The sequence below is a fragment of the Hominimerdicola intestinalis genome, assembly GCF_054655215.1.
Genome location: NZ_BAAHNZ010000004.1, coordinates 30,139 through 41,639, shown reverse-complemented (window position 1 = coordinate 41,639; position 11,501 = coordinate 30,139). Strand labels below are relative to the sequence as shown.

The following is an 11,501-nucleotide window of genomic DNA, read 5'->3' as shown; positions in this document are numbered from 1 at the left end:
TTATACTAGGAGGAATCGGTTTGGATAATGCTGTTTTAAAGCGCGGAAAGAAAATAACTGTATTGGGTGCGGGAAGCGTAGGCGCTACAGTTGCCTATACTCTTGCCCTTGAGGGACTTTGCTCTGAGATACTGCTTGTAGATATAAATAAGGAAAAAGCCGAGGGCGAGGCAATGGATATAAGGCAGGGAATAGCTTTTTGCCCTGAAACGGAAATACTGAGCGGCAGTATAAGCGACGCTGCGGATTCGGATATCGTTGTTATTACAGTCGGTATTGCGAGAAAGCCGGGACAGAGCAGACTTGATCTCGCCAAGACCAATGTTGAGATCATAAGCGGAATAATGCCGGAGCTTGCGGCTGCCGCACCAGGAGCCGTGTATGTGATCGTCAGCAATCCCGTAGATATACTGACATATTCTGCAGTAAAGTCGTCGGCTATAGACCCTCACAGAATAATCGGCTCGGGAACGATGCTGGATTCATCAAGGCTGAGGACCTGCCTTGCGTCTTATATTGACGTCAGCGCTCAGAACGTTCACGGATATGTTTTAGGAGAACACGGTGATACGTCGGTTATTCCGTGGTCGCTTGTTTCTGTTGCAGGAATGCCGTTAAAGGATTTTTGCAGCGCCGGAGGGATATGCGGAGAAAATAAGCGCAGCGAAATAGAAAAAGAGGTGCGGACAGCAGGAGCAAAAGTAATATCCCTCAAGGGAGCGACTTACTATGCGATAGCAATGGCAGTCAAGCAGCTCTGCGAAAGCATTATCCGTGATTCCGGTACGATAGCTACGGTTTCATGCCTGACCGAAGGAAGATACGGAACTCAGAACGTGTGTCTCAGTCTTCCGTATGTAATAGGAGCGGGAGGTATAAAAAGAGCGTTTACACCTGTGCTTCTGCCTGATGAGCAGGATATGCTGGTAAAAAGCTCCGAAGCGTTGAAATCGGCGATCTGTCGGCTGTCGATATGACTTAATATACTGAAAGGACTTGAACTGATATGGATTACGCAAAGGAATCGTTAAAGCTTCACTATGACTGGAAAGGAAAGATAGAGGTAATATGCCGAGCTCCTCTTGAAACAAGAGATGATCTGTCGCTGGCGTATACACCAGGAGTTGCTCAGCCTTGCCTTGAAATACAGAAGGATATAAATAAGAGCTACGAGCTTACAAGACGTTCAAATCTGGTCGCTGTTGTTACCGACGGTACTGCTGTATTGGGACTGGGTGATATAGGCCCTGAAGCCGGTATGCCTGTTATGGAGGGAAAGTGCGCTCTGTTCAAGGCATTCGGAGATGTTGACGCTGTTCCGCTTTGCGTCCGTTCAAAGGAAGTTGACGATATCGTAAATACCGTAAGACTTTTAGCGGGAAGCTTCGGCGGAATAAATCTTGAGGATATTTCTGCTCCGAGATGCTTTGAGATCGAAAGGAAACTGAAGGAATGCTGCGATATTCCTATTTTTCATGACGATCAGCACGGAACGGCTGTTGTTACTCTTGCGGCAATGCTCAACGCTCTGAAGCTTACAGGAAAGAAGCTTGAAGAGATAAGAGTAGTAACAAGCGGCGCAGGGGCTGCCGGAATTGCGATAATCAAGCTGCTTATTTCAATGGGACTTAAAGATGTCGTTCTTTGCGACCGTTCAGGCGCTATTTACAAGGGCAGAGAGGGTCTTAACGCTGAAAAGGCTGAAATGGCTGAGATAACTAATAAGGAAATGAGAAAGGGTACTCTTGCCGACGTTCTTGCAGGAGCAGATGTATTTATCGGAGTTTCCGCTCCCGGCTGTGTTACTGAAGAAATGGTAAAGAGCATGGCTCCGGATCCGATCCTTTTCCCGATGGCAAATCCGACTCCCGAGATAATGCCCGACCTTGCTAAGAAGGCCGGAGCGGCGGTAGTAGGAACGGGCAGAAGTGATTTCCCGAACCAGATAAATAATGTTCTTGCTTTCCCCGGAATTTTCAGAGGTGCGCTTGACGTAAGAGCAAGCGATATAAATGATGAAATGAAAATAGCGGCGGCAAAGGCTATCGCATCTTTTGTAACAGACGACAAGCTTTCAGCGGAATATATAATTCCGTCGGCGCTGGACAGAAACGTTGCGGCGGCTGTAGCTAAAGCGGTAGCTCAGGCGGCAAGAGAATCCGGAGTTGCAAGGATATAAATTTAAAATTATTATAACCGTTTCCGCAAGCTTGGCGGAAACGGTTTTTGCATATTGCATTAAAACAGCTTTTGCTGTATAATAATAAGCAGGAACTGAAAATTTCGATAGTAAACGGAGGAACTGGACAAATGCTTAAAGCTGTAATTTTTGATATGGATGGTTTAATGCTTGATACCGAAAGACTGCTTCAGCGGTTCTGGTGTGAGGCGGCTGAGTTTTACGGTTATCCAATGACTCCTGATATTGTCCTGGGAATACGTTCTCTGTCCTCACGCTATTCAGAACGATACCTTAAAAAATGTCTTGGCGAGGATTTTGATTACAGTAAGGTCAGGGCAAAAAGAATTGAACTTATGAACGAATACATACAAAGCTGCGGTGCAGAAAAGAAACGCGGGCTTGATGTGCTCTTGGATTACCTTCAGGCTTCTCCGCTGAGAACTGCGGTATGTACCGCTACGGATTTTGAACGCACTGAAATGTATCTCAGGAGAGTCGGCGTTTTTGATAAGTTCGACGAATTTATCTGCGGTAATATGGTGGAAAGAGGGAAGCCTGCTCCCGATATATATGAATATTCCTGCCGCCGGCTTGGGCTTGAGCCCTGCGAATGTGCGGCGCTGGAGGATTCTCCCAACGGAGTTATTTCCGCAGCGGTCGCCGGCTTGAAAACGATAATGGTCCCCGATCTTACTCAGCCGTCGGACGATATTAAACCGCTGCTTTTCGGCTGCTGTGAAAGTCTTGATGAGGTGATAGAATTGCTGGAAGCCGAAATAAAGAAATAAAGGAGCATTGAAAAATGGATCTTGGTGTTTTAAGGAAAGAGATAAATGACGTAGACAAGCAGATAGAAGAGCTGTTTATTAAGAGAATGCAGCTATGCTTTGACGTTGCAGAATATAAAATTGAGAATGATCTCCCGGTTTTTCAGAGCGGCAGAGAAAAGGAGATACTGGAGCGTGTAAAAAGCGATATGCCCGACGAGCTGAAAAGTTCAGCCGAGGTTTTGTTCACTTCTATAATGGATATTTCAAAATGCAAGCAGTATCAGAAGTTTTTTGCCGACAGGAACAGTATCGAATGCGAACCGCTTGTACTTTCCGGAGCTCATACCGTAGCTGTTCCCGGAACGACCGGCTCGTATTCGCATATATCCTGCGGTAAGTTTTTTGACGATTATTCTCCCTTATTCTACGAAAGCTTTGAAGAGGTATTTCAGGCTGTTGAAGACGGAACTGCGGAGTTCGGCGTTCTGCCTATAGCTAATTCTACAGCGGGTTCTGTAGGTCAGACCTACGAGCTTTTGAAAAAATATGATCTTAAAATATGCGCTTCTTCAAAGATAAAGATCAACCACTGTCTTGCCGCTAAAGAAGGAACGGATATAAATGAAATTAAAACAGTATATTCACATGAGCAGGGACTTTCTCAGTGCTCCGGCTTTATAAAGCAGATGGGTTATAAAGCAAACACCTATTCAAATACGGCTCTTGCCGCTGCCTATATAAAGTCGTCGGACGAGCCGTTCGGAGCTATATGTTCGGAACAGTGCGCAGTTGAACTGGGACTTGAAATAAAACGCCGCAATATAGCCGACGCTTCTGAAAACTATACAAGATTTATTCTGGTATCACGAAAAACTCTTGTTGCTGATAATGCGGATATAATTTCGGTCTCGCTTGCCCTGCCGCATATTTCATCCGCTCTTTACCGCCTGCTTACAAAGTTTTCGGTAGCGGGATTAAATCTTCTTATGATAGAGAGCCGTCCTTTGGCAAACACTGATTTTGACGCCGTATTTTATCTTGATTTTGAAGGCTCGGTAAATTCTCCCGATGTGGCAAAGCTTCTCAACGAGCTTGAATCGGAGCTTTCTTATTTTAAGTTTCTGGGAAACTATATTGCAATTGAGTAAGTATATGCCTTATTGCCGTTTTGGCAGGAGCAGGAAACAGTACAGAAAGGATATGTATCGCTATATGTTCAGAATAGGTCAGGGTTATGATGTTCACAGATTGGTACAAGGAAGAAAGCTGATCTTGGGAGGAGTTGAAATACCTTATGAAAGAGGGCTTCTGGGTCATTCTGACGCAGATGTTCTGATTCATGCAGTTATGGATTCGCTTTTAGGAGCCGCCGCTCTCGGGGATATAGGAAAGCTTTTTCCCGATACGGCTTCGGAGTACAAAAACGCCGACAGTATGAAGCTGCTGGAAACGGTTTGCGGCATATTGAACAGCTCCGGATATATTATATCTAATATAGACTGTACTGTTATTGCGCAGTCACCTAAGCTCTCTCCGTATATTTCTCAGATGAGAGAAAATATAGCCGCCGTATGTAAGATCAGGGATTCTCAGGTTTCTGTCAAAGCTACGACGGAAGAGGGTCTTGGATTTACCGGAGAGGGTCTTGGCATTTCCGCTGCTGCGATATGCCTTATTGAAGAAAAAGGTCAGTGCTGACTTTATTTGTACAGGAATAGGATAAAAAATGAAAACTTTAATTATCTGCGGCTCGCCGCGCAGAAACGGAGATTCCGCATATTTGACTGAACTGTTGGTTCAGAGGCTTAAAGGCGATGTCAGCGTTTGGAACTGCTTCTTCAAAAGGGTGGCATACTGTACCGACTGCCGGATGTGCCGCAAAAACTCAGGCTGTGTTATAAAGGACGATTGGCAGGAGCTTTTTGCGCTTATAAAAGCAAGCAATAATATCGTTATCTCTTCTCCGATATGGTTTTCGCAGCTATCCGCTCCTCTGCTCGGCACAATGAGCCGTATTCAGTGCGTTTACAGCGCTGTAAGATTTCAGGATACAGAGCTTATAAGCGGCAGTAAAAATGGCGGCATAATTCTGACAGGAGGAGGTAACGGCAGCTTTAAGCCTGCTGAAAATACGGCGGTATGCTTACTTCATCAAATGAACTGCCGTAATATTTTCAGAACTGTTCTGTCGGTTAAAACTGATGAAATATCTGCGAAGGACGATAATTCGGCAGATGAGGAAATTTCGGCGCTGGCTGGTTTTTTGAACGGAGCTGGCAATATACAGACAGTCTGAATATAATGTTATACAGCTTAACAGGTCTGGGGGAGTATAATTGAGAGAAAAGCTTGCAAAGCTTATTAATGTCAAAAGTATTGTTACGATACTACTGACAGCTGTTTTCTGTATAATGACCTTAAAGCGCTATATTTCATCGGAGCAGTTTTTAACAGTATTTACTACTGTTATAGCCTTTTATTTCGGTACTCAGCATCAGAAAAACTGCGACGGTCATAATTCGGAAAAAGACGAAAATAATTAAAAAAAGCCGGAAGCATTTAAAACTGCTCCGGCTTTTTTGTTATTTGTTTTTATACATTACCTTTGTTTTCAGGTCGACCTGATCGTACCCCCATTTAAAGGAGAGCCATGAGGAAAGCGGGTAAAACAACGGAAGAACGATAAAAAGGATAAAAGCCGATGAGTTCATCTGATCAATATCGGCGGTATGAGCTGCTAGATCTATAACAGGGAAAAAGCAGGCATTTAGCAGTTTGAATGCAGGAAGGAAGTTTCCTATTGCTCCGGCTTTTGAAAGCATGAGTACAATGATCGTCAGATAGCTTGGCAGCATTGCAAAAAGTCCTATTACAAGACCGAAGTTTCTGCAGGGCTTTGCCCCTCTCAGATTTACTTTGCTGCGCGCTTTTTCACCCTGCTTCAGTCCGTAGTCCGCCATTATGCAGATTACCGTCATTATTCCTACAAGTCCGAAAATAATATTTCCCAGCAGACCGAAAGCCGATGAGACCGCCCAGAAAAATATAAATACCATCAGACCGAACAGCTCGCACTGTAAGACCTTTACAAACCCGAACAGTATCAGCCGCTTCTTGTTTATTTCGTTTTCCATAGCAATATTTATCTCCCTAAGGAGCAGCTCCTTTCATTATTATAAGTTTAATTTATTATATCATAATATACAGCATATTTCAACTGAATAAAGTTAATTTTTTTATTGCAAAGCAAACTGTACTGTGATATAATAAAATAATATTAAAGGAAAATGGTGATCGCTATGAAAACGGCTTTTGTTACCGGAGGCTCGGGGGATATAGGCTCTGAGATCTGTTTTATGCTTGCTGAACAGGGATATGCGGTGGCGGTCGGATACTGTAATTCGTACGCCAGGGCCGAGGATATATGCTCAGAAATAAACCAAGGCGGAGGAATTGCTGCGGCAGTCCGCTTCGACGCCGGAGATTTATTATCAGTACAAAAAAATGTACACGAAATCTCGTCTGCGCTGGCTCATCCCGAGGTTCTTGTAAACTGCGCGGCGGTTTCGCAAATAGGTTTATTTACAGATTTAAGTGATGAAGAGCTGATACAGATTGTTAACGTTGATCTTATGGGAGCAATGCTGGCAGCAAAGGCGGCGCTTCCTGAGATGATAAGACGAAGGAAAGGGAAAATAATCAATATATCTTCTGTCTGGGGCGAGGTAGGCGCTTCCTGCGAAACGGCATATTCCGCTGCTAAGGCAGGACTTATCGGCTTTACCAAGGCTCTTGCCAAGGAAGCTGCTCCCAGCGGTATAAACGTAAATTGTATAAGTGCCGGAATGATCGATACAAAAATGAACGCCTGTCTTTCCGAAAGTGAGATAAGCGATATAGTTATGCAGATACCTGCCGGAAGAATGGGAACGCCTGTTGAAGTAGCCAATGCTGTTAAATTCCTTATATCGGATAAATCGAGCTATATAAACGGTCAGACGATCCGATTAGACGGTGCATGGCTTTAAGATTCAAGTGCAGTTTATGCATTAACAACAAAAGAACACACAAAGGTTTCGATAATATTGTAGTAAATAGCATTGACTATTTGTTATCAATATGTTAAAATATATAAGTGATATTATTTCACAAGATAGTAAGTTAAAATCAAGAGTAAAAAAGGAGATACAATATGAAGAAAATATCAGCTATAGTATTATCTTTATTAATGACCTGTGCGGTTCTTGCTTCCTGCGGTGATAATGATTCAAACAGCAAGAAAGATTCGGATTCAAAGAAGCAGGATACTTCCTCTGCGGCAGCAGCGGATTCCAAAGACGAGGAATCAAAAGCAGATTCGTCTGCGGCAGAATCCAAAGCAGATGTTCAGGACGGTTCTCTTGCAAAGGCTTATACTGATAAGCTAAATGCCGGTGAATTTAAAATTGATATGACGTTAAGTTCTGATCTTACCGGTGAGATGCCGTGTGTTATTACGTCAAAGGGCGGAAATTACTATATCGAAATGACCGCTATGGGATTAAAGGCAGAGGTCTATATTATAGATGGCAAGGGCTATACGATAATGCCAGACGCTGATGTTTATCAGGTAATGGACGATGTTGACCTTGGAGATCTCGGAGTTAATACATTTGGACTTAACGATTCCTATCAGTATGTAGAGACAAAGGAAGAGGACGGTTTGACGCTTGAGGTTTACAAGGCTGTTTTTACCGACGATTACGACCTCGGTTCGGAGAACGCTGATGACAGTACTGATAGTTCTAAGAATGAATACACTGTAGAAACTACGGTTACATACTATTTTGATTCAAACGGAGATCTGAAGAAGATCGTTTCACATGATGATTTAAGCGGTGAAACTACTGCTACAATAAATTCAGCTGAATGGACTGCCGAGGACATTGCACTGCCGGATCTTTCCAAAATGACTGAAATGACCGAGGATTCAGAGTTAAGCGATGAGGCTTCTATGAAGATCATGCTTTCAATGTTCGGAGTTACCGAGGATATGCTTAAGGAGGCGGGTTATACCTATGATGACCTTCTTGCACTGGAAGATGATGAGCTTATGGGTGTCCTTGCAGATCTCGGCGTTGATCTGTCTTCAATCGTAGGAAATATCGAGTAATAAACAGTATAAAGCAAATAAAAAGCAGGCGTGATCCGTCTGCTTTTTATTTATAGCTGTTTTAAAGCGGGGTTTCTTCATCTTCAATAGATACTTCCATAATGGGATCGGTATAATCTGAGAACATAAATGATCTTATCAGAGGTGTTTCTTCTTCTTGGATAGAAGCAGAATCATTAAAGAAGTTTTTCAGAAGCGGAACCTCATCTTCTCCTATAGACACCACTTCATCCATGTGGAAAAACTTAAATCCCAGTGGTGCGGCAAGAACAACTGCAAGAGCTATAGCTGCCGCCTTTTTGATTTTCTTCATTTGTATCATGTCCTTTCATTAAATTAATCAGATTTCAGCCTGATTATACTATTAATTATAACAGTTTTATTTTATATTTCAAGTATAAATTGTGCAGAATATATATGCTATTACCTTTTCAGCTAGTTTAAACAAAAATATAAGTCAGTTTTGTATATAATCCACATCACAAAAATATCCAATTTTATTGTATATAATTAAAAAAGTTGTTTTTCCCTCTTGATTTTTTGGTCAGTATAATATATAATTATATTTGAAGTTGTTAAAATAATAACAACGGAAAATTCTGTGTTAAGAATCGGGGATTCCCCCGGAAAATTATAATGAGAGGATGTCAGGTAATATGGCAGGTTTAAACAAGGTTACAGTCGACGACATTAACGTTAAGGGTAAGAAGGTTCTCGTAAGAGTTGACTTCAACGTTCCGCTCAAGGACGGCGTTATCACAAATGACAACAGAATTACAGCGGCTCTTCCTACAATAAAGAAGCTTGTTGCGGACGGCGGCAAGGTCGTACTCTGTTCTCATCTCGGAAAGCCTAAGAACGGCCCTGAGGATAAATTCTCGCTCGCTCCGGCTGCTGCAAGACTTGCAGAGCTTCTTCCTGAAACTAAGGTAACGTTCGCTAAGGACGACACTGTTGCAGGTGAAAACGCTAAGAAAGCTGTAGCTGAAATGAACGACGGAGAAATCGTTGTTTTAGAGAATACAAGATTCCGCGGCGCTGAGGAAACTAAGAACGGTGAAGCTTTTGCTAAGGAGCTTGCTGATCTCGTTGACGGCGAAGTTTTCGTTATGGACGCTTTCGGTTCTGCTCACAGAGCGCACGCTTCTACCGCAGGCGTTACAAAGTTTGTTAAGGAAACCGCTGTAGGCTACCTTATGCAGAAGGAGATAAACTTCCTCGGAAACGCAGTTGAAACTCCTGTAAGACCTTTCGTTGCTATTCTCGGAGGCGCAAAGGTCGCTGATAAGCTCAACGTTATAAATAACCTTATTGAAAAGTGCGATACCCTTATTATCGGCGGAGGAATGGCTTATACTTTCCTTAAGGCTCAGGGCAAGGAGATCGGAACTTCTCTGGTAGACGATACAAAACTTGATTACTGCAGGGAAATGATCGAAAAGGCTGAAAAGGCAGGTAAAAAGCTGCTTCTCCCTGTGGATACTACGGTTGCCGCTTCATTCCCTGATCCTATTGACGCAGAGATCAGCGTTGAGGTCACAGAGTCGATTCCTGCTGACATGATGGGTCTTGACATCGGAACAAAAACTGCTCAGATGTATGCTGAAGCTGTAAAGAGCGCTAAGACAGTAGTATGGAACGGACCTATGGGTGTATTTGAAAACCCTGTTCTTGCTAAGGGAACTATCGCAGTTGCAAAATCTCTTGCTGAAACCGACGCAACAACGATCATAGGCGGCGGTGATTCTGCTGCTGCTGTTATTCAGCTTGGCTTTGCAGACAAGATGAGCCATATTTCCACAGGCGGCGGAGCTTCACTTGAGTATCTTGAGGGCAAGGTTCTTCCGGGTATCGACGTAATCGCAGATAAATAATTTCAGGACTATACAGTTAGCCCTGCTTTAACTGCAAATAAATTCGGGGCGGTAGTTATTGTCGCCCCGTTTTTTGGAGTATAACAATGATAAATAAGATTGATCAAATTGTCATGCTTGCTTCGCAGGCTGAGGACGAAGAGGGAACTTGGGTCGGCAAGGCGGGACTTTTCAGCGATTATATGAATATAGTCGCGATTGTGCTGATCATTGTCGGTCTGGCGATTATTTATTTTGCTGTTAAGCTTATGAAGGGTTATACTTTTCATCCCGATGAAACGATCGTGGTTGAAAAGGACGAGAATTTCAAGCTTATAAATGCCGATATAGCCGAAAGACGCAGCACTGAAATTCCGAACTATTCCGGAGCGGTTTCCGAAAAAGGAAACAGCATTTTCAGGGAAATGAGGATCATTTATACCGCAGCCGGAGAAGAGTATTCCCAATGGATAAGCGATTACGGCGGATATGAGGATACAGTGCCTGTTAAGTATAATCCCGATGACCCGAAGGACTTTTACGTTTATGAAGGCGATGGCGATTTTGAAGGTATTCCCGATGAAAGCGGAGAGCTTGACGGCAACGAGGACAATGAATCCGACGACAGCCCTTCAAAGGGTCTTGGAGTTGTTTTGACGATTGTCGGCGGATTGATTATCGTTCTGGGCGTGGGATTTCTGGTCGATTTTCTTACCAGATGAGGATTTTTTGACAAATTATATTAAAAGGAGTTTTTAAAAATGAAAAAGAGTGTTAGAAAGGCTATTATTGCCGGTAACTGGAAAATGAACAAGACAAGACCTGAGGCTAAGGAGCTTCTCGAAGCTATCAAGCCGCTGGTTGCTAACGCTGACGGAAAGGTAGAGGTTATAGCCTGTGTACCTTTTACAAATCTTGAAACTGCAATCAACACAACGGCAGGTTCAAACGTAAAGATCGGAGCTGAAAACGTTCACTTTGAAAAGAGCGGCGCTTTTACAGGCGAGATTTCCGCTGATATGCTTACGGAGCTTGGCGTAGAGTATGTTGTTATCGGACACTCCGAGAGAAGACAGTATTTCGGCGAAACTGACGAAACTGTAAACAAGAGAACAAAGGCTGCGCTTGCGGCAGGTCTGAAGCCTATCGTCTGCGTTGGCGAGCTGCTGTGGGAGCGTGAATGCAATATCACTGAGGAGGTTATCGCCCGTCAGATCAAGCTTGATCTGTTCGACGTTTCCGCTGAGGACGTTAAGAAAACTGTTATCGCTTACGAGCCTGTATGGGCTATCGGTACAGGAAAGACCGCTACCGCAGATCAGGCTGAGGAAGTCTGCGCATTTATCCGTGCAACTCTTGCTAAGATCTACGACGAGGCTACTGCTGAGGCAGTTACAATTCAGTACGGCGGTTCAATGAATGCAAAGAACTGTGCTGAGCTGCTGTCAAAGGAGAATGTAGACGGCGGTCTTATCGGCGGAGCTTCTCTAAAGGCAGAGGACTTCAATACTATCGTTCAGGCGGCTGTTGAGGGGTAAGGTTTA

14 protein-coding genes are annotated in these 11,501 nt (G+C 43.5%); 12 read left to right on the top strand and 2 right to left on the bottom strand.

Annotation, left to right across the window (positions count from 1 at the left end; genetic code table 11):
• Positions 1-20: 20 nt before the first annotated feature.
• Genes ACYQ0H_RS05665 through ACYQ0H_RS05635 form a run of 7 tightly spaced genes read left to right on the top strand, consistent with a single transcriptional unit; the run spans position 21 to position 5,495 of the window.
• Positions 21-977, top strand: coding sequence for an L-lactate dehydrogenase (locus ACYQ0H_RS05665; protein WP_459811870.1), 957 nt, complete (start codon positions 21-23; stop codon positions 975-977).
• Between the two features lie 29 nt (positions 978-1,006).
• On the top strand, positions 1,007-2,179 hold the full coding sequence (locus ACYQ0H_RS05660) for an NAD(P)-dependent malic enzyme (protein ID WP_459811869.1): 1,173 nt from the start codon (positions 1,007-1,009) through the stop codon (positions 2,177-2,179).
• A 47-nt stretch (positions 2,180-2,226) separates the two neighbouring features.
• Positions 2,227-2,970 carry an HAD family hydrolase gene (locus ACYQ0H_RS05655; RefSeq protein WP_459811868.1) on the top strand — a complete coding sequence of 248 codons (744 nt, stop codon included), beginning with the start codon at positions 2,227-2,229 and terminating at the stop codon, positions 2,968-2,970.
• 14 nt (positions 2,971-2,984) lie between these two features.
• Positions 2,985-4,100, top strand: a complete 1,116-nt coding sequence (locus ACYQ0H_RS05650; RefSeq protein ID WP_459811867.1) for a bifunctional chorismate mutase/prephenate dehydratase — start codon at positions 2,985-2,987, stop codon at positions 4,098-4,100.
• Between the two features lie 52 nt (positions 4,101-4,152).
• A complete protein-coding gene (ispF, locus tag ACYQ0H_RS05645) occupies positions 4,153-4,650 on the top strand; it encodes a 2-C-methyl-D-erythritol 2,4-cyclodiphosphate synthase (protein WP_459811866.1) in 498 nt (165 codons plus the stop codon).
• A 28-nt stretch (positions 4,651-4,678) separates the two neighbouring features.
• On the top strand, positions 4,679-5,248 hold the full coding sequence (locus ACYQ0H_RS05640) for a flavodoxin family protein (RefSeq protein WP_459811865.1): 570 nt from the start codon (positions 4,679-4,681) through the stop codon (positions 5,246-5,248).
• Positions 5,249-5,288: 40 nt separating this feature from the next.
• Entirely contained in the window at positions 5,289-5,495 is a 207-nt protein-coding gene (locus ACYQ0H_RS05635; protein WP_459811864.1) for a hypothetical protein, read from the top strand.
• A gap of 39 nt (positions 5,496-5,534) precedes the next feature.
• Here the strand turns inward: ACYQ0H_RS05635 and ACYQ0H_RS05630 are convergent, their stop codons facing one another.
• Positions 5,535-6,086 (bottom strand): hypothetical protein, encoded by a 552-nt coding sequence (locus tag ACYQ0H_RS05630; protein ID WP_459811863.1) that lies wholly within the window; start codon positions 6,084-6,086, stop codon positions 5,535-5,537.
• A 165-nt stretch (positions 6,087-6,251) separates the two neighbouring features.
• Here ACYQ0H_RS05630 and ymfI point away from each other — a divergent pair, with 165 nt between their 5' ends.
• Both ymfI and ACYQ0H_RS05620 read left to right on the top strand, forming a co-directional pair.
• Complete coding sequence (ymfI, locus tag ACYQ0H_RS05625) at positions 6,252-6,980, top strand: elongation factor P 5-aminopentanone reductase (RefSeq protein WP_459811862.1); 729 nt, start codon at positions 6,252-6,254, stop codon at positions 6,978-6,980.
• Positions 6,981-7,144: 164 nt separating this feature from the next.
• Positions 7,145-8,104 (top strand): hypothetical protein, encoded by a 960-nt coding sequence (locus tag ACYQ0H_RS05620; protein ID WP_459811861.1) that lies wholly within the window; start codon positions 7,145-7,147, stop codon positions 8,102-8,104.
• Between the two features lie 61 nt (positions 8,105-8,165).
• On the opposite strand, the gene ACYQ0H_RS05615 is transcribed toward ACYQ0H_RS05620, so the two are convergent.
• Positions 8,166-8,417: a hypothetical protein gene (locus ACYQ0H_RS05615; protein ID WP_459811860.1), complete on the bottom strand. Its 252-nt coding sequence runs from the start codon at positions 8,415-8,417 to the stop codon at positions 8,166-8,168.
• 343 nt (positions 8,418-8,760) lie between these two features.
• On the opposite strand from ACYQ0H_RS05615, the gene ACYQ0H_RS05610 reads away from it, so the two are divergent.
• The 3 genes from ACYQ0H_RS05610 to tpiA all read left to right on the top strand — a co-directional run bounded on the left by ACYQ0H_RS05610 (position 8,761) and on the right by tpiA (position 11,495).
• Positions 8,761-9,978: a phosphoglycerate kinase gene (locus ACYQ0H_RS05610; protein WP_459811859.1), complete on the top strand. Its 1,218-nt coding sequence runs from the start codon at positions 8,761-8,763 to the stop codon at positions 9,976-9,978.
• Between the two features lie 86 nt (positions 9,979-10,064).
• Complete coding sequence (locus ACYQ0H_RS05605) at positions 10,065-10,679, top strand: hypothetical protein (RefSeq protein WP_459811858.1); 615 nt, start codon at positions 10,065-10,067, stop codon at positions 10,677-10,679.
• A 39-nt stretch (positions 10,680-10,718) separates the two neighbouring features.
• Positions 10,719-11,495 carry a triose-phosphate isomerase gene (tpiA, locus tag ACYQ0H_RS05600; RefSeq protein WP_459811857.1) on the top strand — a complete coding sequence of 259 codons (777 nt, stop codon included), beginning with the start codon at positions 10,719-10,721 and terminating at the stop codon, positions 11,493-11,495.
• Positions 11,496-11,501 lie beyond the last annotated feature (6 nt).

What these genes read in the sequence shown, in the direction of transcription:
- ACYQ0H_RS05660 (WP_459811869.1), top strand. Translation starts at nt 1,007, where the DNA reads ATGGATTACGCAAAGGAATCGTTAAAGCTTCACTATGACTGGAAAGGA.
- ACYQ0H_RS05650 (WP_459811867.1), top strand. Translation starts at nt 2,985, where the DNA reads ATGGATCTTGGTGTTTTAAGGAAAGAGATAAATGACGTAGACAAGCAG.
- ispF (WP_459811866.1), top strand. Translation starts at nt 4,153, where the DNA reads ATGTATCGCTATATGTTCAGAATAGGTCAGGGTTATGATGTTCACAGA.
- ACYQ0H_RS05640 (WP_459811865.1), top strand. Translation starts at nt 4,679, where the DNA reads ATGAAAACTTTAATTATCTGCGGCTCGCCGCGCAGAAACGGAGATTCC.
- ACYQ0H_RS05630 (WP_459811863.1), bottom strand. Translation starts at nt 6,086, where the DNA reads ATGGAAAACGAAATAAACAAGAAGCGGCTGATACTGTTCGGGTTTGTA.
- ymfI (WP_459811862.1), top strand. Translation starts at nt 6,252, where the DNA reads ATGAAAACGGCTTTTGTTACCGGAGGCTCGGGGGATATAGGCTCTGAG.
- ACYQ0H_RS05620 (WP_459811861.1), top strand. Translation starts at nt 7,145, where the DNA reads ATGAAGAAAATATCAGCTATAGTATTATCTTTATTAATGACCTGTGCG.
- ACYQ0H_RS05615 (WP_459811860.1), bottom strand. Translation starts at nt 8,417, where the DNA reads ATGAAGAAAATCAAAAAGGCGGCAGCTATAGCTCTTGCAGTTGTTCTT.
- ACYQ0H_RS05610 (WP_459811859.1), top strand. Translation starts at nt 8,761, where the DNA reads ATGGCAGGTTTAAACAAGGTTACAGTCGACGACATTAACGTTAAGGGT.
- ACYQ0H_RS05605 (WP_459811858.1), top strand. Translation starts at nt 10,065, where the DNA reads ATGATAAATAAGATTGATCAAATTGTCATGCTTGCTTCGCAGGCTGAG.
- tpiA (WP_459811857.1), top strand. Translation starts at nt 10,719, where the DNA reads ATGAAAAAGAGTGTTAGAAAGGCTATTATTGCCGGTAACTGGAAAATG.